This is a genomic window from Dyella humicola, from assembly GCF_026283945.1.
In the GTDB taxonomy this organism is placed as follows: domain Bacteria; phylum Pseudomonadota; class Gammaproteobacteria; order Xanthomonadales; family Rhodanobacteraceae; genus Dyella; species Dyella humicola.
Map to the genome: position 1 here is coordinate 1,575,916 of NZ_JAPDPC010000001.1, position 23,976 is coordinate 1,599,891.

The window sequence follows — 23,976 nt, forward strand, 5'->3', positions numbered from 1 at the left end:
CATGAGTGACAGTTGGATCGTTGGGATCAACCCAGTCGAAGGTGCGTTGAGCAACGACGCTGCGCGTGTGCGCGAACTGTTGGTGGAGCAGGGGCAGCGCAATGCGCGCGTGCAGGAACTGGCCACACGCGCCAAGGCGCTGAACATTCCCGTACACCACCGGCCGCGCGAGCAGTTGGACAAGATCGCCGGTGAGGCACGGCATCAGGGTGTGGTGGCGCTTTACGAGGCGCCACCGATGGGCAATGAGAACGATATTCCCGACTTGCTGGCGCAGGCAGGTCAGGACGCCCTCGTGCTGGTGCTGGACGGCGTGACCGATCCGCACAATCTTGGCGCCTGCCTGCGTAGTGCGGCGGCGGCGCGCGTGACGGCGGTGATCGTGCCGAAGGACCGCGCCGTCGGCCTGACGCCGGTCGTACGTCGTGCATCGGCAGGGGGCGCCGACCGCGTGCCCTTGATCGCCGCCACCAATCTCGCCCGGGCGCTGCGTACCTTGAAGGATGCCGGCGTGTGGATCACCGGCCTCGCCGGCGACACCGATACCACCATCTACGGTATCGACATGAAGGGTCCGTTGGCCCTGGTGCTGGGCAGCGAAGGTGAAGGCATGCGCAGGCTCACGCGCGAGACCTGCGATTTCGTGGCCAAGATTCCCATGCCTGGTGCGATGGAGAGCCTCAACGTCTCCGTCGCGACCGGCGTTGTTCTGTTCGAGGCATTGCGGCAAAGGAGTGAAAAGCGATGACGTTCTTCTGGCACGACTGGGCTGGCTATATCGGCGTATTGCTGGTGCTGTGCGCATTCCTGTTGCTGCAGCTGCGCAAGCTGCATGGCAACGGGATCATCTACCAGCTGATGAACGTGCTGGGCGCCATCGGCGTGGTGCTTTCGCTGATCTTTGGCGCGGCGTCCATGAATTGGCCGGCCTTCCTGATGCAGGTGGCGTGGATCGTTATTGGCGTCTACGGCATCGTGCATTCCGCACGCCTGAATCGAGGCATGCGTTGAGTTTGTAGCGGTGAGCGGCCCTAAGGGGTCGTGGGGCATTCAGCTCGCATGTGTAAAATGCAAACCTGGCCTCGCAATGGGGCCAGGCTGTGGGGACGACTCCACAAGCGATTTTTTTTAGCGGGGACGGCCTTGCTCTTCATCCAGAGGAGTGGCGTTATGCCCTGGATCTATCTTGCGCTCGCCGGCCTGTTCGAAGTGGTCTGGGCGATCGGACTCAAATACACCGAGGGTTTTACACGTCTGTGGCCAAGCGTGGCGACGGTAGCGGCCATCATCGTCAGTATCGTATTACTCGCGATGGCCGTGAAAACGCTGCCGATCGGGACGGCTTACGCGATCTGGACCGGTATGGGGGCGCTAGGCGCCGTGATACTCGGCATGCTGCTGTTTGGCGACGCGGCGTCACCGCTCCGGCTCGCCTGCGTGGCTCTCGTGCTAGTTGGCATCGTGGGTTTGAAACTCACCAGCGGAGCACATTGATTCGTTGCGCGTAATGCATTGGCTGGAGCGCACAGCATGCGCTTCAGCCAATGGAGCCGAGAGGCGATTAGTCCGACTTGTCGCCAAGCTTGGTGAATTCCGGGCTGGAGGTGAAGTCGCGCTTCGCGCGCTGAGCTGTCAGCGGCTCACCGTTCACTTGGTACCAGATGTTCTCGGCGATGTTGGTGGCGTGGTCGCCGATGCGCTCGATGTTCTTGGCCATGAACAACAGGTGCGTGCACGGCGTGATGTTGCGCGGGTCTTCCATCATGTAAGTGAGCAGCTGACGGAAGTAGCCGGTATAGGCCTCATCCAGTTCGGCATCGTCCTTCCACACCTGATAGGCACGTTCGGCATCGCGGTCGCGATAGGCCATCAGCACGTCGCGTACTTCGGCCGCCGCAAGCTCGGCCAGGTAGCCCAGGCCACTGGTGGGCGCGACGGGAGCGACCATTGACAGCGGGATCGAGCGCTTGGCCACATTGGCCGCGTAATCACCGATCCGCTCGATGTCGGCAGCGATGCGCAGCGCGGCGAACACATTGCGCAGGTCGCCGGCGATGGGCGCGCGCAGTGCAAGCAGGCGCACCACGTCATGGCTGATTTCCTGCTCGAGCAGGTCGATGGCGTCATCGTTGCCGACCACGTGCTGGGCGGCGCGTTCGTCGCGGCGCTCGATCACGTCGATGGCCGATTCCAGCTGGCCTACGGCGAGCTCGCCCATACGCACGATTTCGCCGGTGAGGCGGGTCAGCTCGTCGTCGTAGCTCTTGATGATGTGTTCTTTGCTGCTGCCGCTCATGGTGCTTTCCCGAGATGCGTTGGATAGGGAAGGGTGTGGCGAGTCCCGCCCCTCACCCCGACCCTCTCCCCGGAGGGGAGAGGGAGGATAGTGCTTAGCCAAACCTGCCGGTGATGTAGTCCTCGGTCTGCTTCTTGGTCGGCTTGGTGAAGATCTGCTCGGTGCGGTCGAACTCGATCAGCTCGCCCAGGTACATGAAGGCGGTGAGATCGGAGCAGCGTGCCGCCTGCTGCATGTTATGGGTGACGATGACGATGGTGTACTCGCTCTTGAGCTCTTCCACCAGCTGTTCGATGCGGCCGGTGGCGATCGGGTCGAGTGCGGAGGTCGGCTCGTCCAGCAGCAGCACTTCCGGCTTCAGAGCAATGCCGCGCGCGATGCACAGGCGCTGCTGCTGACCACCGGAGAGACCCAGTGCGTTCTGCTTGAGCTTGTCCTTCACTTCGTCCCACAGCGCTGCGCTGCGCAGGGCCTGTTCAACGCGGATATCCATGTCGGCGCGCGACAGCTTTTCGTGATGACGGATGCCGTACGCCACGTTCTCGAAGATCGTCATCGGGAACGGCACCGGCTTCTGGAACACCATGCCGACCTTGCTGCGCAAGCGGTTCATCGAATAGTTCGAGTCGAGGATGTTCTCGTCATCCAGGACGATTTCGCCCTTGGCCTCGAGCTTGGGATAGATCGCGTAGATACGGTTGAAGATGCGCAGCAGGGTGGACTTGCCGCAACCCGACGGGCCGATGATGGCGGTGACCTTTTTCTCCGGGATGTCCATGTTGATGCCTTTCAGCGCATGGAACCCGTTGTAGTAGAAGTGCAGGTCACGCACCTTCAGCTTGGTCGGCGCAATCTGGATGGGCGAAGCCGCAGACTGCGGGTGGATGCCGGCGGCGGCGGACTCAGTCATGGGACACCTTGTTGCGTGAAAGGACCAGACGGGAGGCAAGGCTAAGCAGCAGGACGAACATGGTGATCACGAACGCACCGGCCCAGGCGATGGCGTGCAGGCCCTCGCCCGGATCGTTCGCATATTGGTAAATCATCTGCGGCAAGCTGGACATCTTGTCCATCGGGTTGAAGGTCAGATAGTTGTTGCCGAACGCGGTGAACAGCAGGGGGGCCGTCTCGCCGCTGATGCGGGCCAGCGCCAGCAGCACACCCGTGATGATGCCCGAACGCGCCGCGCGCATCAGGATCTGCGTGGTGAGCTTCCATTGCGGAATGCCAAGCGACAGTGAAGCCTCGCGCAGCGTGGAGGGCACCAGGCGCAGCATCTCGTCGGTCGTGCGCACGATCACCGGCAGCGCGATCAAGGCGAGCGCCACGCCGCCGGCCAGGCCGGAGAAGGTGGTGTTGCCGCTGGTAAGCGCCGTGGTGGGCAGCACGATGATGGTGTACACGAACAGGCCCAGCACGATGGATGGCGCGGACAGCAGAATGTCGTTGAGGAAGCGGATCGACTCGCCCAGGCGGGTACGGTTGGCGTATTCGGCCAGCCAGGCGCCTGCCAGCACGCCGATCGGCGTGGCAATGGCGATGCCGATGAAGTTGATGATCAGGCTGCCGACCATGGCGTTGAGCAGGCCACCATCCTCGCCGTAGGCGGTGATCTTGGTGAACAGCTTCAGATTGAGCGCACCGATGCCCTGGCGCAGCGTTTCCCACAGGATCCAGGCCAGGAAGATCAGGCCGATCAGGGTGGCGAACATGCTCAGTGTCAGCGCCACCGCATTGGTGATGCGACGACGGGTATAGAGGTACGAACTGTTCATCAGCGGCCCTCCTTATGGGCCAGCTGCCGCAGCATGAAGCGCGCAATCAGCAGCACGATGAAGGTGACCACGAACAGCAGGAAGGCCAACGCCATCAGCGTGGATTTCTGCAGGCCGGCGGCCTCGCTGAACTGGTTGGCGATGGTGGAGGCGATCGAGGCGCCCGGATCCAGGATGGACGGCGACAGCTTCATGGCATTGCCCAGCACAAAGGTCACCGCCATCGTCTCGCCGAGAGCGCGGCCGAGGCCCAGGAAGATGCCGCCGATGACCGCCGAGCGGGTGTAGGGCAGCACGATGTCCCATGAAACTTCCCAGGTGCTGGAACCCAGCGCATAGGCCGATTCCTTCAAGCGCGTCGGTACGGTCTGGAACACTTCGCGCATCACCGAGGAAATGAACGGGATGATCATCACGGCCAGCACCATACCGGCCGTCAGTACACTAGCGCCGAACGGATAGTCGCTGCCGAACAGGCTGCCCACGAAAGGCACATGCTGGGCCACCCACGACAGCTTGCCGTCGTCGGGCTTGTTGCCCAGGTAGCTGGTCAGCCAGGGCTTGATGTGATCGGCGAAGAAGGGCGCAAAAATAAACAGGCCCCACATGCCGTAGATGATCGAAGGGATACCGGCCAGCAGCTCGATCGCCGAAGCAACCGGCGTGCGCAGCCACGGCGGCGCCACTTCAGAAAGATAGAGAGCGATGCCGAAGCTCACCGGCACGGCGATGAGTAGGGCGATCAGTGAGGTGGCGATGGTGCCGTACACGGGCACCAGCGCGCCGAACGTGTCGCTGCTTGGGTCCCAGGCGTCGCTGACGAGGAAGTGCCAGCCGAACGTGGCGAAGGCGTGACGACCACCCCACAACGTGGCGCCCGCGGCGCCGAGCAGGCAGGCCAGGACCAGCAGGGCGCAGGCTTTGAGCAACCAGCCGAACAGGCGATCGTGCCGCGCGTCGCGGTGCGAGCGCGCTTCCTGTGCGATAGCCGTGGAGACGGCGCCTACGTTCGCTTGCATGTAATGTCGATCCCTCAGGTTTCTCGAGGTCCGGCTGGCACGGGGGCCTGCCCGGTCGGTAAGCGTGCGCCAAAGCCAGGGTGTTTTTCCAGCAGCAAGCCGCCCGACGTTGTCGGGCGGCCCGTTGTGGTGCCATCAAGCCTTGACGTTAGATCGTGCCGGTTGCCGTAGCATGACCGGCACGAGCGGATCTCAGTGCTTGTACTCGCTGGCCCAGTAAGCCTCGATCTTCTTGACGAGGGTATCCGGCAGAGCGACATAGTCGAGTGAAGCGGCGTCTTTCTGGCCGTTCTCCAGCGCCCACTTGAAGAAGTCGAACGCGACCTTGGTGTGCTCGGCGTTCTTCGCCTTCTTGTACATCACCGCCCAGGTGGTTGCGGTGATCGGCCAAGCGTTTGCACCCGGCGCGTTGGTCATGATCAGGTTGAAGTCCTTGGCGCTGGCCCAGTCGGCGGTGGCGGCGGCGGCGGCAAAGCCTTCGGCGCTGGGAGCGACAAACTGGCCGGCGGCATTCTTCAGGTTGATCCAGCTGATCTTGTTCTTGACCGCGTAGGCGTATTCGACGTAGCCGATCGAACCCTTGATCTGCTTGACGTACTGCGACACGCCTTCATTGCCCTTGCCACCCACGCCGGTCGGCCATTCCACGGCGGTGCCGTACTTGACCTTGCTGGCCCAATCCGGGCTGACCTTGGACAGGTAGTTGGTGAAGTTGAAGGTGGTGCCCGAGCCGTCCGAGCGATGCACGACCGTGATCTTGGCGGTCGGCAGGGTCAGGCCGGCGTTCAGCGCGGCGATGCGGGGGTCGTTCCAGTTGGTGATCTTGCCGAGGAAGATGTCGGCGAGGGTGGCGCCGTCCAGCTTGATCTGGCCTGCTTCGATACCGGCGATGTTGACCACCGGCACGATGCCGCCGACCACGACCGGGAACTGGCCCAGGCCGAACTGGGCGAGGTCTTCAGCCTTGACCGGCGCATCGGTAGCGCCGAAATCGATGGTGCCTTCCTTGATCTGCGCCACGCCGGCGCCCGATCCCACCGACTGGTAGTTCAGCTTGTTGCCGGTCTTTTCGGCGTAGCCGGCAGACCACTTCGAGAGCACCGGGTAGACGAAGCTCGAGCCGGCGCCGGTGATGTCGGTGGCCTGGGCGGCCATGCCGAACAGCGAGGCGGCAGCAAAAACGGCGGTCACGCCGATGCGAGATAGGGACTTGGTTGAGGTCAACACGGTGGCTCCTTAGCGAAGGGTTACGGGGATTCCCGCCCGCCCTCAATTTCATGCGCAACGTGTTGCAATGAGATGAGCTGAATGTTTCAACAGTATGACAATCCGTCACGGACTGTCATCTTGCGGCCCCGGCACCGCCGTGACGGCGCGGCGCCAGGGCGGCTTCCGCGCGCTTCCGATCTCGCAAGATCTAGCGATACACGGCACTTACGGTGTATCGACGCCAACGAACTCGCGTTCGATCGTCTCCAGCCGGCGCCAGCGATTGATGATGGTGCAGAACAGTTCTGCCGTGCGCTCGGCATCGTAGATGGCCGAATGGGCTTCGCGCGTGTCAAAAGGAATGCCGGCGGCCTGCACGGCCTTGCTCAATACGGTCTGTCCGAAGGCCAGTCCGCTTAACGTTGCCGTATCAAAGCAGCTGAACGGATGGAACGGGTTGCGTTTGTGCGCACAACGGCGCACGGCGGCATTGAGGAAGCCCAGGTCGAACGCCGCGTTGTGCCCCACCAGGATCGCGCGCTGGCAATCGGCGTCGCGCATCGCATCGCGGATCGGCTTGAACACGTGGTCCAACGCCAGGCGCTCGTCGAGCGCGCCGCGCAGCGGATTTTCCGGGTCGATGCCCGTGATCTCCAGTGCGCGGGGATCGATATTGGCACCAGGGAAGGCATGCACGTGGGCTGACACCGCCGGCAGCGGTTGCAAATAGCCCTCGGGTGTCATGCGCAGGACCACCGCGGCGATTTCCAGTAGCGCATCGCGCTCTGCATCGAAGCCACCGGTCTCCACGTCCACGATCACCGGCAGGAAGCCGCGGAATCGCTCGGCCATGCGGCCGGCCATGCTGTTGCTGAGTATCTCCATCCAGCAAGCATATCAGCCGGCGCCGGGGCGCCGACTTAGCCGTCGCTAAGACGAGTGTCTTCGTTTTGTCACATGACGTGCATGTAACGGTAAAGCGACGACCTCATCCTCCCTAACCGAACCTTAACTGACCGGCCATGTGATCGAGGGGGGCGGTCGAGGTGATTCTTACCAACATGCGGAGACATTCCATGCGTTCCAAGTTGCTCGCGGTAGCGATTGCTGCCGGTTTGGGCGTTACCAGTTTTTACGCCAGTGCCGATCCGGCGCCGGCTAGCCAGTCTTCCAAGACCAGCTCGACTTCTACCCAGAATGCAGAAATCGAGGCGCTGAAGGCCCAGTTGCAGGCGCTTCAGGCCAAGGTGGTCGAGCTGGAGCAGCGCACGGACGCTCAGTCCGATATCAACGTCTCCACCGGCCAGGCCGTGGAGCAGGTGCAGAAGACCCAGGCTGCCACGAACGATCAGATCAAGAAGTCGGCTGACAAGATCGCCTACAAGGGCGTGAACATCACGCTGGGCGGCTTCGTTGAGGCTGCGACGATCTATCGCTCGGCCAACCAGGCTGCGGATATGGCGTCGAACTTCAACACGATTCCGTTCAACAACGTCCCGACGGCTCATACCAACGAACTCCGCTTCAGCGCCCGCCAGAGCCGTCTCTCGGCCTTGGCGCAGGGTGATGTGGATCCGCAGACGCATCTGGCCGGCTATTTCGAACTCGACTTCCTGGGCGCTGCGCAGACCGCGAACTCGAACGAGAGCAACTCCTACAATCCGCGCATTCGCAACGTCTACATGACCGCGGATTGGGACAATGGCGGCTGGCACCTGCTGGCTGGCCAGAACTGGTCGCTGGTCACGCTCAACAGCAAGGGCATCACCCCGCGCACCGAGCTGACCCCGCCGCAGATCGATGCGCAGTACATCCCCGGCTTCAGCTGGACGCGTCAGCCGCAGATCCGCCTGGTCAAGGATTGGAACAAGGAGTGGTGGCTGGGTATCTCGCTCGAGAACCCGCAGACCACGTTCTACACCAGCCCGAACCAGGCCAAGGCGCCGGTGCAGTCGGTGTACAACATTGCAGCTGGCTCGGGCTTCAACTCGGCCAACACGCTGTCGCTCAACCACATCCCCGATGTGGTCGTGAAGCTGGCCGTGGATCCTGGCTTCGGTCATTACGAACTGTTCGGCCTCGGCCGTGCGTTCTATAACCGCTACAACGGTTCGAACCAGGACACCTACGGCGGCGGCGTCGGCATCGGCATGGTCCTGCCGCTGATCGACAAGCAGCTCGACTGGCAGTTCTCGGGCATGACCGGCAAGGGCATTGGCCGTTACGGCAGCTCGCAGATGCCGGACGTGACCTTCAGCCCGAATGGCAACCTCGCGCCGATCAAGCAGAACATGCTGCTGACGGGTCTGACCTGGCACGCCAATTCCGACATCGACGTCTATCTGTTCGGTGGCCGTGAAGCGCAGTTCAAGAAGGACTTCCTGTACAAGGGCGCCGCGCTCGGCCTGGGCAACCCGGCTTACAACAACAGCGGTTGCGAAATTGAAGGCGGTACCTGCGTAGGCAACAGCCGCCAGATCTGGCAGGGCACGGCAGGCTTCTGGTGGAAGTTCTACCAGGGCAAGTTCGGCAAGATGCAGTTCGGTATGCAGTACTCGCACACCGATCGCGAAGCCTTCGCTGGTCAGGGCTACGTCAACAACGTGCTGGTCAACGGTGCAGCGACGCCGTCTGCCAAGGAAAACATGTTCTTCACCAGCTTCCGCTACTACCCGTTCTAAGCGGTACGGCTATCGCAAGGGAGTTCGACCCAGGGATGGAGAAACGGCGGGCAAGATGCCCGCCGTTTCTGTTTTTCCGCCAGGCTCTCGCGTGACGCGTCCGTCAACGGGCCGAGGCGGCGCTTGCCGTCATCGCGGTATCGCTGTTGGGCAAATCGCTGCGGTCCCAGCCACCGCCCAGCGCACGGATCAGATCCACACTGGCCTGCAGGCGGCGCGTGCGCACCTGCTCGGCGCTGCGTTCGGCCTGCAGCGTGGCGGTCTGCGCACTGACCACGTCGAGATAGTTCACCGCACCTTCGCGATAGCGGTTGGTGGCGATCGTCTGCGAATCACGGGCGGAGCTGGCCGCGTCGTCCTGTTCCTGCGCTTCCTTGCCGAGCTGCTGCAAAAGAGTGAGGTTGTCTTCCACCTGTTGAAATGCGCCCAGCACGGTTTCCCGATATTGGCCCGCCGCCGCGTCGAGATTGGCCTGTGCCGCCTGGACCTTGGCGTGCCTGAGGCCGCCGTCGAACAGGCTCATGGCCAGGTCCGGGCCCAGCGCCCAGTAGCGGTTGCCCGCGCTGAGCAGGCTGCCCATGCCCGTGTTTTGCCAACCAAATACGGCGGAAAGACTCAGCCTGGGGAAGAACGCGGCACGCGCAACGCCAATCTGCGCGTTGGCGGCGAACACGCGCCGTTCCGAGGCCGCGATGTCAGGGCGTCGTTGCAGCAATAGCGAAGGCACGCCCAGCGGTATCGACGGTACGTTCATCGGTGTTTCGGACGGCGGCAGCGAGAAGCTGGACGCGGATTCGCCGACCAGGCTGGCAATCGCGTGTTCGGTGAGTGCGCGCTGCGCACCGACTTCGGACACTTGGGCCATGGCGTCGGACCATTGCGTTTTCGCGCGGCTGACATCGAGGCCGGAGGCGACGCCACCTTGGAAACGGCGCTGGGTGAGATCGAGGCCCTGGCGATACGCGTCCAGTGTGTCCTTGAGGATGCGTGCCTGCACGTCGTAGCCACGCAGGCGCACGTACTGGTCGGCCAGTTGCGCCTCCAGGCTCAGCTTGACCGAGGCGAGATCGCCGGCCGCCGCCGCCTCGTCCGCCTTGCCGGCGGCGACTTCGTTGCGCACGCGCCCCCACAGGTCCAACTCGTAGCTGGCGCCAAAACCCAGGGTATTCGCGCTGTACTCGTTCGGCTGGTTGCTGCCGCGTAGAGGACGATTGTCGGACTGGCGGTTGCGCAGGGTGCTGGCCTCCACGCCCAGGTGGGGATACAGGTCCGAGCGCACTTCGCCCACCACCGCGCGTGCGGCGTCATAGCGGGCCAGCGCCACCGACAAACTGGGGTTGGCCGCATCGAGCTGCCTTTCCAGTCGATCCAGCTCGGCATTGTCGTACACCGACCACCACGGTCCGCGCGAGGCGGTGTCGGCGGGTTGTGCTGGCGACCACAGGCCATCCTGGGTCTGGCCCGCATACGCGGCGGGCAAGGGGTCAAGGCCCGGCTTTTGATAGGTGGGCGCCAGCGAACAGGCGGGTAGCGCAGCCACCGCAGCAAGCGGCAGCAAGCGCCGCAGCGCCAGGGCCAAGGTTGGGTTCATGCGTGTCATGGGCTCACTCCACCCTGGCCTTGCCGCCAGTCGCGTCGGCATTGGCTGCCACCTGTACGCGGTCACCCTGCATCAGCGAATCCGACGGATGGTTGATGATACGGTCGCCGGGGCGCAGGCCCTGGTCGATCTGCAGGCGATCACCCATATCCATGGCGATATGCACATCACGCAGCTGCACCTTGCCGTCCTGCCCGAGCACCGCGACCTGCGGTCCCTGCGCGCGGAAGATCAGTACCGTGGCGGGCACCGTCATGGTGTGGCTGTGGCTGTTCAACGGCAGGTGCACCTCGGCATAGGCGCCGGGCAGCAAGCCGCCCTTGCTGTTGTCCACTTCGAATTGCGCGAGCAAGGTACCCGAGGCCTGGTTGACCGCGCCCGAATTGCCGATCAGCTGGCCGCTGAACAGTTCGCCCGGATGATCGGGAACGTCCAGCTGCACGCTCATGCCCGGCTTGATCGAATCGGCATAACCCTGCGGCACTTCCACATACAGGCGCATGCGACGCGTGTCGGAGATGGTGAACAACGGCGCGCTGTTGTCGTTGGTGGCGCTGATCAGGTCGCCGATGTCCGTATTGCGCGCCGTCACGGTGCCGGCAAACGGCGCGGTGATGTGCTTGAACGTCTCCATGGCGGCGATGCGATCGACATCGGCTTGCGCCGCCAGCACGTTGGCCTGGGCTGCCTCGGCTTCGCCGGCCTTTTCGTCCGCCTCCTGCTTGGAGACGGAGTTGGAGGTGAGCAGGTTCTTCCAGCGCTTGTCGGTCAAGGCGGCGAGACGCGCATTGGCCCTGGCGCGTGCGAGGCCGGCCTTGGCCTGTTCGAACTGCTGATCGAGTTCCGGCGTGTCGATCTCCGCCAGGGTTTCGCCCGCGTTGACCTGGCTGCCGATGTCGCGGGCCCAGCTCTTCACATAGCCGCCGACACGCGCGTGGATGGGGGCGCTGATCCATGCATCCAGATGGCCAGGTAAGGTGGTGGCCTGTTGGCCCGCGCCGACATCCGGTTCGATCCATTGCACGCTGGGAATCACCTGGGCATCGGTCCACTTGACCACGCGGTGGTAGTCATACGCGCGTACCGAAATGCCGGCGATGGTGGCGAGCAAGGCTGCGCCCAGGCCGAAGCGCACGGCACGGCCCAGTTTCGGCGGTCGCTGCGGCGTGGCAACGGGGGCGTCATGCGACATGGACGGGTTCTCCAAGCAGGGAATCGGTGGATGCCTGGGCCTGCTCGCGGCCGTGCACGAGGCTGAAGATCACCGGCACGAACAGCAGGGTGGCGAAGGTGGCGAACAGCAGGCCGCCGATCACGGCACGGCCCAGCGGCGAGTTCTGTTCCTGGCTCAGTGCCATCGGCAGCATGCCGATGATCATCGCCAGCGCCGTCATGCAGACCGGACGGAAACGCGTGAAGCCCGCTTCGAGCGCGGCTTTCACCGCGTCGCCATGTTCGGCGAGGCGTTCGCGGCAGAAACTGACCACCAGGATCGAGTTGGCGGTGGCCACGCCCATGCACATGATCGCGCCGGTCAGTGCCGGCACCGACAAGGTGGTGTGGGTGAGGAAGAGCATCCACACGATGCCGGCCAGCGCCGCGGGCAGGGCAGTGATGATCACGAACGGATCGAGCCAGGACTGGAAGTTCACCACGATCAACAGATAGATCAGTACGATCGCGCCGACCAGGCCGAAGATCAGGCCGCCGAACGCTTCGTTCATGGTGCCGACCTGCCCGTGCAGGCTCACCACCGTGCCCTTGGGGCGGCTCGCCGCGAACTGCGCAAGTACCTTTTGCACATCGCTGGCGACAGCGCCGAGATCCCGGTCCTGTACCGAGGCGTAAATGTCGTAGGACGGCATGATGTTGTAGTGCGATACCACCGCCGCACTGGGCACGCGGGTAAACGTGGCGATGCCGCCGAGAATCTGACTGGCGCCCTTGCCGTCCGGTGTCACCGGCAGGCTGGCCACGTCGGCCATGCTGTCCATCTTGTACTGCGGCGTGGCGGCGACAATCGGATACGACACGCCGCTCTTCGGATTCAGCCAGAACGCGGGCGCCACCTGCGAACTGCCGGCCAGCGAGGCGACCATGCTGTTGGTGACGTCGCGCTCGGTAATGCCCAGTTCGTCGGCACGCGTGCGATTGACCTGCACGTTGAGCTGCGGATAGCTGGTGCTCTGCTGCAGCCGCACGTCGGCGATGCCGGGCACGGAACGCAGGCGCTTCATGATCTCCATCGCATAGGCCTGGTTGGCGGCGAGGTCGCGACCGGCGATGGAGACGTCCAGCGGTGCCGGTGCGCCGAAGTTGAGGATCTGCGAGCTCATGTCGGCCGGCAGGAAGGCGAACTGGGTGCCCGGGAATTCGCGCGGAAGGCGTGCACGCAGTTGCTTGACGAAGTCGGCCGTAGGCGCGTGATCTTCCTTCAGCGCCACCTGGATGTCGCCGTCCTGCGGGCCGATGGTGCCGCTGCTGTTGTAGACCATGTTCACGCCGCTGAGCGGCAAGCCGATGTTGTCGATCACCGTAGCCAGCTGATCCGGCGGGATGACCTTGCGGATGGCCGCTTCGATGTGATCGAACTCGGCCGCGGTCTCTTCCACCCGCGTCCCCATGGGCGCACGTACATGCAGGGCAATCGAACCGGCATCGACGTCGGGAAAGAAGTCGCGTCCCAGCAGCGGTACCAGGGCGAACGATGCCAGCACGAAGCCCAGGAAGCCGAGGATGAAGCGACGGCGATGGGCGAGCGCGATGGTCAGCGTGGCGTGGTAGAGGTCACGGACCTGGGCGAAGCGGTGTTCGAAGCGCTGTTGGAACGACACCATGGCGGCGACCAGCGCGTTGCGACGACGCGGCGGGTGTTGATCGCCCTCATGGTGGTTGATGTAGGCATCTTCGGGATGGTCGCCGGCGCCCGTTTCGAGGTGATGCGGCTTCAGCAAATACATCGCCAGGGTCGGCACCAGGGTGCGCGACAGGATGAAGGACGACACCATGGCGAAGATCACCGCCAGCGCCATCGGCCGGAACAGGAAGCCGGCGATGCCGTCGAGCATGAACATCGGCACGAACACGATGCAGATGCACAGCAGCGAGACGAAGGCAGGCGTCACGATCTGCCTGGCGCCATCCATGATGGCGGTATGCACGTCCTTGCCCTGTTCCAGATGCCAGTTGATGTTCTCGATGGTCACCGTGGCATCGTCGACCAGGATGCCGACAGCCAAGGCCAGGCCGCCCAGCGTCATCACGTTCAGCGTTTGACCGGTGGCCGAGAGCAGGGCGAGCGCCGACAGGATCGACAACGGAATCGATACCGCGATGATCACCGTCGAGCGCCAGCTGCCCAGGAAGACCAGGATCATCACCGAGGTGAGCAGGGCGGCAATGATGCCTTCGCGCGCCACCGACGTGATGGCGGCTTTGACGAAGATGGACTGGTCGCCGAGCAAGGAGATCTTCAGCGTATTCGGCAAGGACTCCTTCAACAGCGGCAGCAGTTGCTTGATGCCGGCCACCACGGCGAGCGTGGACGCATCGCCGACTTTCAACGCCGGCATCAGCACCGCGCGATGGCCATCTACGCGCACCACATTGGTCTGCGGCGCGGCGCCATCGCGCACGTGGGCCACCTCGCCCATGGTGATGGTGGCGCCGTGAATCGTCTTCACCGGCAGCTGGTTGAGCTCGTCGATCGCCTCGGGACTGTTGTTGAGCTGGACGTGATACTCATAGGTGCCGATCTTGGCCGTGCCCACCGGAATGATCTGGTTTTGCGCGGCCAGCGCATTGCTCACGTCCTGTGCCGACAAGCCCTTCGCCGCCAGCGCCTGCGGATCCAGGTCCAGGGTGACCTGGCGCTGCGCGCCGCCATACGGTGTGGGGACGGCCACCCCAGGCACCGAGGTCAGCGTCGGGCGCATCAGGTTCAGGCCGAGGTCGAGGATTTTCGACTCGGACAGCTCCTTGCTCGACAGCGCCATCTGCAGGATGGGTACGGTGGACGCGTTGTAGTTGAGAATCAGCGGCGGCGTAATGCCCGGCGGCATCTGCTTCAGCACCGTCTGCGAGATCGAGGTGACCTGCGCGGTCGCGGTGCGGATATCCACGCCCGGCTGGAAGAATATCTTGACGATCCCCATGCCGGGCAGCGACTGCGATTCGATGTGCTCGATGTTGTTGACCGAGGTGCTTAGCTGGCGCTCGTAGTAGTAGACAACGCGGCCCGACATCTGATCGGGCGGCAGGCCGTTGTACGACCACACCACGCTGATCACCGGAATGCCGATGTTGGGAAAGATATCGGTGGGTGTACGAAACGCGGCCAGCGGGCCGGCGATAAGAATCAGCACCGCCAGCACGATGAAGGTGAGCGGTCGAGACAGGGCGATGCGGACGAGACCAAGCATGGGACGGTTCCGGCTATACGTCGGCACGATGGCGCCGCGGCGTGACGGCTATGCCGTCACATCGAAAAGTGCTGAGCGGGAGAAGAGGCGCTAGCGGGGTGGCCCGGAACGTGTTGAGTTGCTGCGGCGGATCGTCATGTCATGGCTCGATGCTGGGCGTGAGGCCGATACGGCCATGATGGCAAGCCAATCTTGTGGAAACCTTTTGGGGGGCTAGCAGGCTCCTTCTCCCCGCAGAGGAGAAGGTTGGGATGAGGGGCGGGTGTTCGCGATCGCGCGTTGTCCGAACGTTGCCGCCAGCTTGCCGCTTACGCAGCGGGCGTTTCGATCGCCTGCCGGCGCTCGAGTCACTTTTCTTTTGCTGGCCCAAAAGAAAAGTAACCCAAAGAAAACGGCCTTAAGAGCTGGTAGCACTCCGTGGGATAGAAGCGTTGGAAGGTTCCCGCGAGCCAATAGCTGGTCGCCCACGGCGAGACACAGCGGCTACCCCGCAACGCGCCAAAGCGGTGAGGACTTAAGGCAGGGTCGGCCAAGGGGCGTGACGCTTGCGGTATCCGGGTGCGCAGATGGCCACCGCACCACCCACGCTTTAAACCCTCTGCGCCACGGCGCGTTGCGGTGTAGCCGCGGTGTGTAGGCCGTGGGCCGCCACTCATTCGGCTGGCCACGCCCGTCAGGCTCGTATCCCACGCCATGCTATGAGCTCTCAAGGCCATTTTCTTTGGGTTACTTTTCTTTTGGGCCAGCAAAAGAAAAGTGACCCGGACCGCGGCAGCGGTTCGGAACGCCCGCTGCGTAAGCGGCAAGCTGGCGATATCGCTAATAGATGCGCCATCGCAAGCACCCGCCCCTCATCCCAACCTTATCCTCGAAAGGGAGAAGGAGCGAGAGGCTCGGCGCTCAAAGGGGCGATCGAAACGTCTGCTTCGCAAGCGACGACGCTGGGCTATCGCTCCATCGCAAGCACCATCCAAAAAAGCAAAGAGGTCCTCAACCCGGCTCAGCCCCCATACGAATGCGCACCAGCAACCCCCGCCCCAGCGGGGATTCCAGCAGTTCGATCGAGGCATCGTGCAGCTCGATCGCGCGCTGCACGATACTCAAGCCCAGGCCAAAGCCCCGGGTGGCGCTTTCCACTTCGCGATGGAAGCGCTGGAACACCGCCTGGCGCCGCCCCTCCGGTATACCGGGGCCGTTGTCGCAAATGTCGATCACCGCCTGCTCGCCCTCGCGCCGGATGGCCACCTCGACCTGGCCTGCATCCTCGGTGTAGCGCAGCGCATTCTCGATCAGATTGCGGAACATCGCGGTCAAGGCCACTTCATGTCCCAGCACCATCAGCGGCGTGTCGTCGTGGTTGAGAGCGAAGGCGATATCTTTCTCTGCGATCAGCGGCGCCAGCTCCTCGATGACCTCGATGGCGAGGCGGGTCAGGTCCAGCAGGGCTCGCTGTTGGGAAGCTGCGCCTGCTTCAAGTCGCGCCATCGCCAGGATCTGTTCGATGCGTCGCCCCAGGCGCGCCATGCTTTGCTGCGCGTGGCGGACCGTGAACTCGATCTCGGCCTGATCGTCGGTGATCATCGCGCTTTCCAGGTGGATCATGGTGGCGGCCAGGGGGGTGCGCAGTTCGTGCGCCACATCGGTGGCGAAGCGATGCTCGCGTTCCAGTGCGTCTTCCAGGCGTTCCAGCTGCTGGTTCAGCGCCGCGATCAGGGGCTTGATCTCCTGTGGTGCATAGTTGAGCGGCATCGGCCTGCGGCTGCCCGGGGTGCGCCGGTCCAGCAACTGGGTCAGCAAGGCCACCGGACGCAATCCGCGCTTGACCGCAAAGCTCACCAGCAAGGCGAGCAGCGGGAGGCCGATCAAGAGGGGCAAGGTGTGCTCGATCACCAGGCCGCGCGCGATATCCAGGCGGTTGTCGGCACGTTCCCCAATGCGGATGACCAGGTTGGCGCGGTTTTGCAGGGTAAACATGCGCCACAGCCCGCCATCGTGCTGGATGTCGCGGAAGCCGCGCTCGTCGCTGGTGGGCGGTGGCAGGTCGGCCAGGTTCGAGGTGGCGGCAATCAGCTCGCCTTGCGGGTCATATGCCTGGAAACCCACTTCGGGTTCGTAATTGTGAGGATGCACCGAGACCACGACGCCGTGATGATGACCATCGCCGCTTTGCGGAATGCCGGGCAGGTCGGCCTCATGCAGTGGCAGCTGGCCATGGGCGATCAAGGTGCCCAGGGTGCGGCCGGCCTGGGCCAGGCGGCCGTCCAGCAACTCGTTCATCTCGCGCAGTTCGCGGCGATAGCTGATCCAGCCAAGCGGGATCAGCACGACCACCATCACGGCGATGATCAGCAGGGTCAGGCGCGTGCGAAGGCTGGCGGTGTGTGGCGTCATTTGGGTTCGCGCGGAATCATGTAACCAATACCGCGTACGGTATGGATCACCTCGGTGCTCAGCTTGCGTCTCAGCCAATGCACCTGGACTTCGATGGCATTGCGCTCGACGACGGTGTCGAGGCCGTAGACCGAGTTTTCCAGCGTCTCCCGGCGCACGATACGTCCCGCGCGCTCCATCAGCACGCGCAGCACGCCGAATTCACGGCGGGTCAGGCTCACACGTTCGCCGCGAAACTCCGCTTCGGCGGTGGCCAGATTGAGGCGCAAGCTGCCCACTTCCACCAGGTTGTCGGCCAGTCCCTGGGTGCGCCGCGTCAGTGAGCGGATACGTGCGGCCAGTTCGCCGAGATGAAATGGCTTCACCAGGTAATCGTCGGCACCCAGGTCCAGTCCGCGTATGCGCATTTCAAGCGCGTCGCGTGCCGTCATGACCAGTACGGGGGTTTTCACACCTGAGCGGCGTGCCTCGGCGAGGACTTCCAGACCGTCCTTGCCGGGCAAGCCCAGGTCCAGCAAAACGAGGTCGACCGGGTCGCCACGCAAGGCCTGCGTGGCCTCGCGCCCGTCGCGCAGCCAGGTCACCGCGTAGGACTGCTGCTCCAGCGCATGCTTGATGGCCGCACCCAGCTCGGCATCGTCTTCTACCAGCAGGATATGCATGCCATTACACCTGTCTCGGCCCGGGGGGAGCGCGGCACGAGCCATCGCCCGTCGCCATGATCCGCAACCATCCTTTTGTGGATCTTTTGCCGACGTTGCGGGCGCCAGACGCCGTCACGTTGGCGCGTGAGATGCGTCCCGTCAATCGTCGCGGTGGCGGGTGATCCCCCAAAAAGAAAGACGGCGGGCTGCTGTCCGCCGTCTTTCGCCCTGTAATGGCGCCTAAGGAGGGCGCCGCTGGAAACGCTATGCTACTGCGAGTCGTCCTCAGTGCGGCTTCGTTTGCGCGGCAGCAACGATGGCGTTGCGAAGGTCAGTGGGGCTCAAGGCAACGCCCTGAGACTCATCGATGGCTACGGCCTTCATTGACTGCGGTTTCAGCGTGAGATGACGTTGCGCCTCCCAGGCGGCGGCCTGCTGCTGGGCGAGCGCGAAGTCCTCAGGGGTGGTTCCAACGAAGCCGACTACGGCGTAACCACCGGCCATATCGACGGTGTAGGTCTCAACAGCAGAGGCATGTGCCTGACCGAGGCAGGCGACACCCAATGCAATGACGGTGGGGATGATCAAGCGTTTCATGGTGTTCACCTCGCTGACGGGGGGCTTCCGGGGGAGGCTTAACCTTAGGCTCCTGCACCCTTTTAAGCTTGATGAACCTGCGTGAAAGTTTGAGGGATTCGTGATGTTTGGGGGCCTTTAAAGCGTCATCCGTGCCACAAGTCATGCATTTTCAAGCGGCAGTTGTCTTGTCTTTGTAACGGCACAGATCACGAATGACGCATTGGGGACAATCGGGCTTGCGCGCCTTGCAGACGTAACGGCCGTGCAGAATCAACCAGTGATGTGCGTCCTGCTTGAATTGCGCAGGAATCACCTTCTCAAGCTTGTCTTCTACGGCGCGCACATCCTTGCCTGGCGCAAGACCGGTGCGATTGGCCACGCGAAAGATATGTGTGTCGACCGCAATGGTCGGATGGCCGAATGCCGTGTTGAGCACGACGTTGGCGGTCTTGCGTCCGACGCCGGGCAGGGCTTCCAGTGCTTCACGTGCATCGGGTACGTCGCTGTCGTACTGGTCGACGAGAATGCGACATAGTGCGATCACATTCTTGGCCTTGCTGTTGAACAGGCCGATCGTGCTGATATAGCGCTTGAGCTCATCCTCGCCGAGATCGAGGATCGCCTGCGGCGTGTTAGCAACGGGATAAAGCTTTTTTGTCGCCTTGTTCACACCGACATCGGTGGCCTGCGCGGACAGCACTACGGCGATCAGTAGTTCGAAGGGTGTGGTGTAGACCAGCTCGGTCGTTGGGTGTGGATCGATTTCGCGCAAACGGGTGAACAACTCGACGATATCCGCGCGTTTCACGAAACGTTTCCTTGTTGTTTGGCGCGCGCTCGCGCAAGTGCGGCCAGCACCGGGTTGCTCTGGGTGGCAGCGGCATCCACCGCTGCCTTCCGCGCCACCAGCTCAGCGTCTCGCTGCGCCTGATCACGCGCCAGTCGTGCTTCCCGTTGCTGAAAGTGCCTGCGCGCAGCATCTGCGTGTGCCGGGTCGTTCACCTGTGCGAGCGGCATGGCTTCGAGCACGATGCAGTCGACCGGGCAGGCCGGTACACAGAGCTCGCAGCCGGTGCAGTCATCGGCGATGACTGTATGCATCAGCTTGGCGGAACCGACGATGGCGTCGACCGGGCACGCCTGAATGCATTTGGTGCAGCCAATGCAATCGGCCTCGACGATGCGGGCCAGCGTGCGTGGCTTTTCCAGGCCATGCTCGGGGTCGAGCGGCAATTCGGGCACGTCCAGCAACGCCGCGAGCCGGGCGATGCCAGCGGCACCGCCCGGCGGGCACTGATTGATCTGCGCTTCGCCGCGTGCGATTGCGTCCGCGTAAGGGCGGCAGCCGTGATAGCCGCATTGCTCGCACTGGGTCTGCGGCAGCAAGGCGTCGATGCGATCGGCTAGCGACATGTTCGTTATGGGATCAGCGGACGGTGGCACCCGGCTTGGCACCCTGGTCTGCGTCGAGCAGGAACAGGTCGCCACCGCCTTCGCCAGCCGACAGGATCATGCCTTCCGACAGGCCGAAGCGCATCTTGCGCGGGGCCAGGTTGGCGATGAACACCACGTTGCGGCCCACCAGCTTCTCCGGCTCGCCATAGGCGGCACGGATGCCGGAGAAGATCTGGCGCGTGCCGAGCGGGCCGGCATCCAGTTCGAAGCGCAGCAGCTTGTCCGAGCCATCGACGAATTCGCACACGGTGACCTTGCCGATGCGCAGGTCGAGCTTGACGAAATCGTCGATGCCGATGATGGCGGCGCCGTCGACGGAAGGTGCGGCGGGTGCGGTGCTGGCTTCGCTCATGATCTTGCTGGATTCCTTGAATTTCTTGGCGGGGGCGGGCTTGGTCTCGGTGACGCCAAGGGATTCCCTGGACGCTTCCACCATGGCCTCGACATGCTTGGGATCGATACGGCCGAGCAGGGGCTCGAATGCGTTGACGGTGTGGTTGTGCAGTTCGGCGCGAGCGTCGTCGAAGCCGCTGATCGGGGCAGCGAGGAAACGCTCGGCCGCTTCGACCGTCGCCGGCAGCACCGGTTTGAGCAGGCCCGACAGCAGGCGGAACGCAGCCAGCGCAAACGAGCACACCTGGTGCAGTTCGTCGCGGCGCGAGTCGTCCTTGGCGATGGCCCACGGTGCCTTGGCGGCGATATAGCCATTGACCATGTCGGCCATGGTCACGAAGCGGCGCGTCACTTCGGCGAACTCGCCGCTGCCATAGAGCGCTGGCACGTCGCCGTACAAGGACAGCAACTCGCGCCACAGGTCCTGCTCTTCATGGCTGAAGGCGGGTGCGAGGCGACCGTCGAAGTACTTGTGGATGAAGCCCGCCGTGCGACTGGCGATGTTGACCCACTTGCCCACAAGGTGCGAATTGACGCGCTCCTCGAAGGTCTTCAGGTCCAGGTCCACGTCCACTGGCGTATCGCTCAGCATGCTGGCGAAGTAGTAGCGGAGGAACTCTGGATGCAGTTGGGCATCCAGGTAGGTTCGCGCCTTGATGAAGGTGCCGCGCGACTTGGACATCTTCGCGCCGTTGACGGTGAGGTAGCCGTTGACGTGTAGCGCCGTCGGCGTGCGGAAGTTCGCGCCATGCAGCATCGCTGGCCAGAACAGTCCGTGGAAGTTGATGATGTCCTTGCCGATGAAGTGGTGCAGTTCGGCGTGGCTGCCCGGTGCCAGGAAATCCTCGAACTTCAGGTCGGTGCGATCGCATAGCGCCTTGAAGCTGGCGAGATAACCGACCGGCGCATCCAGCCACACATAGAAATACTTGCCGGGCGCGTCGGGTATCGGGAAGCCGAAGTAGGGCGCATCGCGCGAGATGTCCCAATCCTTCAGGCCGCTATCAAGCCACTCGCGCAGCTTGGCCACGACACCGCTGTTGGCGACCGGCTGGCCGCCGGTGAGCTTGCCGCCGAACCAGTCACGCAGCAGCGGTTCGAACTTGCCCAGTTCGAAGAAGTAATGTTCCGAAGCGCGCAGCACCGGCGTGGCACCCGACATCACCGAGGTCGGGTTGATCAGGTCGGTGGGCGCATAGGTGGCACCGCAGTTCTCGCAGTTGTCGCCGTACTGATCGGCGGTGCCGCAGTTCGGGCAGGTGCCCTTGATGTAGCGATCCGGCAGGAACATCTCCTTTTCCGGATCGAACAGCTGCTGGATATCGCGGCGCGCGATAAATCCGCCATCGCGCAGGCGCGTATAGATCAGCGAGGCGAGCTCGCGGTTCTCGTCCGAATGGGTGGAGTGGTAGTGATCGAACGCCACGCCAAACGCTGCGAAATCAGCCTCGTGACCAACGCGGATGCCTTCGATGTAGGTTTCCGGTGAGAGGCCAGCCTTCTCGGCAGCCAGCATGATCGGCGTGCCATGCGCATCGTCGGCACAGACGTAGATGGCCTCGTTGCCCTGCATCCGTTGCGCGCGCACCCAGATGTCGGCCTGGATGTAGCCCAGCAGATGGCCCATGTGCAGGGGGCCATTGGCATAGGGCAGGGCATTGGTAACGAGTAGGCGACGGCTCATGGGCGGCGACGGCTGCAGGGGGCCGGACATTATGGCATGCGGACAGTGGAGGCACGCCCTGGTGCGCGAGGGCGTGACGTGCGATCGCTATCCGGCGATCTGCTGGGTGCGGTGGATGATCTCGGCCGTCACCTGTTTGCATGTTTATGCACGATTGATTACATTCTTTCGCGTTACTCCATTCCCCGGTACATAGGTGAAAGCCATCCCGGAGGGCGCCATCGCCGGCACCGATGCCCCGTCGCATTCCGCCGGCAAGTTCAGTGCGGCCGACCGCCTGTCGGTGGCGTTCGCCGCGATGGCAGGTTTGCTGGTGCTGGTCGGGCTAATCGTGAGGATCGTGCAACGATGAATGCAGCTGTCGACACCGTGATATTCGACCTGGGCAATGTCCTGATCGGCTGGGATCCGCGCCGGCTCTATCGTCAGCTGTTCGACGACGAAGCCCAGATGGAATGGTTCCTGCGCGAGGTATGCAACAGCGCCTGGAACGAGCAGCAGGATGCCGGCCGCCCGTGGACGGAGGCGACCGCCTTGCTACGCGGCGAGTTTCCTCAGCACGCTGATTTGATCGATGCCTACCATGAGCGATGGGAAGAGACGCTGGTCGGTGCCATGCAGGAGAGCGTGGCAATCCTGGCCTCGCTCAAGGCGCGCGGCGTGCGTTTGCTGGCGTTGACCAACTGGTCGCAGGAGACCTTTCCGATCGCGCGGCGGCGCTTTGATTTCCTGCCGTGGTTCGAGGGCATTGTGGTGTCCGGAGAGGAAGGCTTGATCAAGCCCGATCCGCGCATTTATCAACGCCTGCTGGAACGCTACGCCGTCGATCCAGCCCGCGCGCTATACATCGACGATTCGGCGCGCAATGTGGCGGCAGCCGAAGCGCTGGGCATGCGAGGCTGGTGGTTTCGCGATGCCGGCGGTTTGCAGCAGCGATTGGTGGAGCTTGGGTTGCTGGACGGCGCTGCCAGTGAGCGTCGCCATGGCTAAGTCGCCCATCGTCATGCCCGACAGCGGCGTGCTGCCAGAGGAGCGTCAGCAGCGCATCCTCGCGCAGTTGCGGCATGACGGCAGGGTCGTGGCCGCCGAGCTGGCGGCTGCGTTCGATGTATCCGAGGACTCGATTCGTCGGGACCTTCGCGAGCTGGCGGCGCAGGGGCTTTGCAAGCGCGTCTACGGCGGTGCCTTGCTTCCCGCGGCGACGCCGACACCTTTGAAGCAGCGCCGAGGCGAGCATTCGGCGCGCAAGCTGATGCTCGCGCGCAAGGTCGCGAGTCTGGTACGCGCAGGGCAGACTCTGTTGATCGACGCAGGCACCACCAACGCAGCCATTGCTACGGTACTACCTGCCGATGCCAGGCTAACCGTGATTACCAACGCCCCACATATCGCTCAGCTGTTATTGGATCGCGAAGGCTTCGACGTGCTGCTGATCGGCGGCCGTATCGACGCCGCCATCGGCGGCACGGTCGGGGCGCAGGCGGTGGAGCAGGTACGCCGAATTCGCGCCGACCTGTGTTTTCCCGGTGCATGCGCCATTGATGCGGCTCACGGCCTGTGGGGTTTCGATAGCGAAGAGGCGTTGTTCAAGCGCGCGATGATCGAGGCGAGCGACGAAACGGTGGTGGTTGCCACGGACGACAAGCTGGGCGCCGTCGCCACGCATCAGGTGGCTGAGTTGTCGCGCGTGCAACATCTGGTCGTGGAGCACTCGGCGGACCGCGCCGCGCGTGCCGCGTTCAGCGCGCGCGGGGTAGCCGTACATCGGGCGGAGGCTGCGCCGGGCTAGCTGTTACGGCGTTCTCTCCCTCGGGGACGACCTTCGGGTC

General features: G+C 63.5%; 22 protein-coding genes. 7 read left to right on the forward strand and 15 right to left on the reverse strand.

The genetic code is table 11. The features are described from left to right. The first annotated feature begins 1 nt into the window (after position 1). The 3 genes from rlmB (at position 2) to sugE (ending at position 1,494) form a co-directional block, all read left to right on the forward strand. The gene (rlmB, locus tag OUZ30_RS06930) at positions 2-748 is read left to right on the forward strand and encodes a 23S rRNA (guanosine(2251)-2'-O)-methyltransferase RlmB (RefSeq protein ID WP_266181491.1); all 747 of its coding nucleotides are present in this window, start codon (positions 2-4) and stop codon (positions 746-748) included. Next, complete coding sequence (locus OUZ30_RS06935; RefSeq protein ID WP_266181492.1) at positions 745-1,011, forward strand: CBU_0592 family membrane protein; 267 nt, start codon at positions 745-747, stop codon at positions 1,009-1,011. Before rlmB ends, OUZ30_RS06935 begins: the two co-directional genes overlap by 4 nt. Before the next feature lie 159 nt (positions 1,012-1,170). Then, positions 1,171-1,494: a quaternary ammonium compound efflux SMR transporter SugE gene (gene sugE / locus OUZ30_RS06940; RefSeq protein WP_266181493.1), complete on the forward strand. Its 324-nt coding sequence runs from the start codon at positions 1,171-1,173 to the stop codon at positions 1,492-1,494. A 67-nt stretch (positions 1,495-1,561) separates the two neighbouring features. Here the strand turns inward: sugE and phoU are convergent, their stop codons facing one another. From phoU to rnt, 6 genes are all read right to left on the reverse strand, one after another. Continuing rightward, a complete protein-coding gene (phoU, locus tag OUZ30_RS06945) occupies positions 1,562-2,296 on the reverse strand; it encodes a phosphate signaling complex protein PhoU (protein ID WP_266181494.1) in 735 nt (244 codons plus the stop codon). Between the two features lie 94 nt (positions 2,297-2,390). Further along, positions 2,391-3,206, reverse strand: coding sequence for a phosphate ABC transporter ATP-binding protein PstB (gene pstB, locus OUZ30_RS06950; RefSeq protein ID WP_266181496.1), 816 nt, complete (start codon positions 3,204-3,206; stop codon positions 2,391-2,393). Next, on the reverse strand, positions 3,199-4,071 hold the full coding sequence (gene pstA, locus OUZ30_RS06955; protein WP_266181497.1) for a phosphate ABC transporter permease PstA: 873 nt from the start codon (positions 4,069-4,071) through the stop codon (positions 3,199-3,201). The genes pstB and pstA overlap by 8 nt, the downstream gene beginning before the upstream one ends. Further along, on the reverse strand, positions 4,071-5,090 hold the full coding sequence (gene pstC, locus OUZ30_RS06960) for a phosphate ABC transporter permease subunit PstC (RefSeq protein WP_266181498.1): 1,020 nt from the start codon (positions 5,088-5,090) through the stop codon (positions 4,071-4,073). The genes pstA and pstC overlap by 1 nt, the downstream gene beginning before the upstream one ends. 192 nt (positions 5,091-5,282) lie before the next feature. Then, complete coding sequence (gene pstS / locus OUZ30_RS06965; protein WP_425601479.1) at positions 5,283-6,317, reverse strand: phosphate ABC transporter substrate-binding protein PstS; 1,035 nt, start codon at positions 6,315-6,317, stop codon at positions 5,283-5,285. 207 nt (positions 6,318-6,524) lie between these two features. After that, positions 6,525-7,184 (reverse strand): ribonuclease T, encoded by a 660-nt coding sequence (rnt, locus tag OUZ30_RS06970; RefSeq protein WP_266181499.1) that lies wholly within the window; start codon positions 7,182-7,184, stop codon positions 6,525-6,527. Positions 7,185-7,375: 191 nt separating this feature from the next. On the opposite strand from rnt, the gene OUZ30_RS06975 reads away from it, so the two are divergent. Then, complete coding sequence (locus OUZ30_RS06975; protein WP_266181500.1) at positions 7,376-8,980, forward strand: coiled-coil domain-containing protein; 1,605 nt, start codon at positions 7,376-7,378, stop codon at positions 8,978-8,980. A 103-nt stretch (positions 8,981-9,083) separates the two neighbouring features. On the opposite strand, the gene OUZ30_RS06980 is transcribed toward OUZ30_RS06975, so the two are convergent. From OUZ30_RS06980 to metG, 9 genes are all read right to left on the reverse strand, one after another. Continuing rightward, positions 9,084-10,580: an efflux transporter outer membrane subunit gene (locus tag OUZ30_RS06980; RefSeq protein WP_266181501.1), complete on the reverse strand. Its 1,497-nt coding sequence runs from the start codon at positions 10,578-10,580 to the stop codon at positions 9,084-9,086. Between the two features lie 4 nt (positions 10,581-10,584). Beyond that, positions 10,585-11,772 (reverse strand): efflux RND transporter periplasmic adaptor subunit, encoded by a 1,188-nt coding sequence (locus OUZ30_RS06985; protein WP_266181502.1) that lies wholly within the window; start codon positions 11,770-11,772, stop codon positions 10,585-10,587. Next, positions 11,762-15,001, reverse strand: coding sequence for an efflux RND transporter permease subunit (locus OUZ30_RS06990; protein ID WP_266181503.1), 3,240 nt, complete (start codon positions 14,999-15,001; stop codon positions 11,762-11,764). Before OUZ30_RS06990 ends, OUZ30_RS06985 begins: the two co-directional genes overlap by 11 nt. Positions 15,002-15,991: 990 nt before the next feature. Further along, positions 15,992-17,392, reverse strand: a complete 1,401-nt coding sequence (locus OUZ30_RS06995) for a sensor histidine kinase (protein ID WP_266181504.1) — start codon at positions 17,390-17,392, stop codon at positions 15,992-15,994. After that, positions 17,389-18,054, reverse strand: a complete 666-nt coding sequence (locus OUZ30_RS07000; protein WP_266181505.1) for a response regulator — start codon at positions 18,052-18,054, stop codon at positions 17,389-17,391. The genes OUZ30_RS06995 and OUZ30_RS07000 overlap by 4 nt, the downstream gene beginning before the upstream one ends. A gap of 267 nt (positions 18,055-18,321) precedes the next feature. Then, positions 18,322-18,633 carry a hypothetical protein gene (locus OUZ30_RS07005; protein ID WP_266181507.1) on the reverse strand — a complete coding sequence of 104 codons (312 nt, stop codon included), beginning with the start codon at positions 18,631-18,633 and terminating at the stop codon, positions 18,322-18,324. Between the two features lie 151 nt (positions 18,634-18,784). Beyond that, a complete protein-coding gene (gene nth, locus OUZ30_RS07010; protein WP_266181511.1) occupies positions 18,785-19,423 on the reverse strand; it encodes an endonuclease III in 639 nt (212 codons plus the stop codon). Further along, positions 19,420-20,028, reverse strand: coding sequence for an RnfABCDGE type electron transport complex subunit B (locus OUZ30_RS07015; RefSeq protein ID WP_266181512.1), 609 nt, complete (start codon positions 20,026-20,028; stop codon positions 19,420-19,422). The genes nth and OUZ30_RS07015 overlap by 4 nt, the downstream gene beginning before the upstream one ends. A gap of 13 nt (positions 20,029-20,041) precedes the next feature. Next, the gene (metG, locus tag OUZ30_RS07020; protein ID WP_266181513.1) at positions 20,042-22,147 is read right to left on the reverse strand and encodes a methionine--tRNA ligase; all 2,106 of its coding nucleotides are present in this window, start codon (positions 22,145-22,147) and stop codon (positions 20,042-20,044) included. A gap of 196 nt (positions 22,148-22,343) precedes the next feature. Between metG and OUZ30_RS07025 the strand changes: the two genes are divergently transcribed. Genes OUZ30_RS07025 through OUZ30_RS07035 form a run of 3 tightly spaced genes read left to right on the forward strand, consistent with a single transcriptional unit; the run spans position 22,344 to position 23,936 of the window. Next, a complete protein-coding gene (locus OUZ30_RS07025; protein ID WP_266181514.1) occupies positions 22,344-22,499 on the forward strand; it encodes a hypothetical protein in 156 nt (51 codons plus the stop codon). Beyond that, entirely contained in the window at positions 22,496-23,137 is a 642-nt protein-coding gene (locus OUZ30_RS07030; RefSeq protein WP_266181515.1) for an HAD family hydrolase, read from the forward strand. Before OUZ30_RS07025 ends, OUZ30_RS07030 begins: the two co-directional genes overlap by 4 nt. After that, positions 23,130-23,936, forward strand: a complete 807-nt coding sequence (locus tag OUZ30_RS07035) for a DeoR/GlpR family DNA-binding transcription regulator (protein WP_266181516.1) — start codon at positions 23,130-23,132, stop codon at positions 23,934-23,936. Before OUZ30_RS07030 ends, OUZ30_RS07035 begins: the two co-directional genes overlap by 8 nt. The last annotated feature ends 40 nt before the right edge of the window (positions 23,937-23,976 follow it).

Bases quoted from the DNA above. Each gene is read 5' to 3' on its own strand.
- rlmB (WP_266181491.1), top strand. From the start codon at position 2: ATGAGTGACAGTTGGATCGTTGGGATCAACCCAGTCGAAGGTGCGTTG.
- OUZ30_RS06935 (WP_266181492.1), top strand. From the start codon at position 745: ATGACGTTCTTCTGGCACGACTGGGCTGGCTATATCGGCGTATTGCTG.
- sugE (WP_266181493.1), top strand. From the start codon at position 1,171: ATGCCCTGGATCTATCTTGCGCTCGCCGGCCTGTTCGAAGTGGTCTGG.
- phoU (WP_266181494.1), bottom strand. From the start codon at position 2,296: ATGAGCGGCAGCAGCAAAGAACACATCATCAAGAGCTACGACGACGAG.
- pstB (WP_266181496.1), bottom strand. From the start codon at position 3,206: ATGACTGAGTCCGCCGCCGCCGGCATCCACCCGCAGTCTGCGGCTTCG.
- pstA (WP_266181497.1), bottom strand. From the start codon at position 4,071: ATGAACAGTTCGTACCTCTATACCCGTCGTCGCATCACCAATGCGGTG.
- pstC (WP_266181498.1), bottom strand. From the start codon at position 5,090: ATGCAAGCGAACGTAGGCGCCGTCTCCACGGCTATCGCACAGGAAGCG.
- rnt (WP_266181499.1), bottom strand. From the start codon at position 7,184: ATGGAGATACTCAGCAACAGCATGGCCGGCCGCATGGCCGAGCGATTC.
- OUZ30_RS06975 (WP_266181500.1), top strand. From the start codon at position 7,376: ATGCGTTCCAAGTTGCTCGCGGTAGCGATTGCTGCCGGTTTGGGCGTT.
- OUZ30_RS06980 (WP_266181501.1), bottom strand. From the start codon at position 10,580: ATGACACGCATGAACCCAACCTTGGCCCTGGCGCTGCGGCGCTTGCTG.
- OUZ30_RS06985 (WP_266181502.1), bottom strand. From the start codon at position 11,772: ATGTCGCATGACGCCCCCGTTGCCACGCCGCAGCGACCGCCGAAACTG.
- OUZ30_RS06990 (WP_266181503.1), bottom strand. From the start codon at position 15,001: ATGCTTGGTCTCGTCCGCATCGCCCTGTCTCGACCGCTCACCTTCATC.
- OUZ30_RS06995 (WP_266181504.1), bottom strand. From the start codon at position 17,392: ATGACGCCACACACCGCCAGCCTTCGCACGCGCCTGACCCTGCTGATC.
- OUZ30_RS07000 (WP_266181505.1), bottom strand. From the start codon at position 18,054: ATGCATATCCTGCTGGTAGAAGACGATGCCGAGCTGGGTGCGGCCATC.
- OUZ30_RS07005 (WP_266181507.1), bottom strand. From the start codon at position 18,633: ATGAAACGCTTGATCATCCCCACCGTCATTGCATTGGGTGTCGCCTGC.
- OUZ30_RS07015 (WP_266181512.1), bottom strand. From the start codon at position 20,028: ATGTCGCTAGCCGATCGCATCGACGCCTTGCTGCCGCAGACCCAGTGC.
- metG (WP_266181513.1), bottom strand. From the start codon at position 22,147: ATGAGCCGTCGCCTACTCGTTACCAATGCCCTGCCCTATGCCAATGGC.
- OUZ30_RS07030 (WP_266181515.1), top strand. From the start codon at position 22,496: ATGAATGCAGCTGTCGACACCGTGATATTCGACCTGGGCAATGTCCTG.
- OUZ30_RS07035 (WP_266181516.1), top strand. From the start codon at position 23,130: ATGGCTAAGTCGCCCATCGTCATGCCCGACAGCGGCGTGCTGCCAGAG.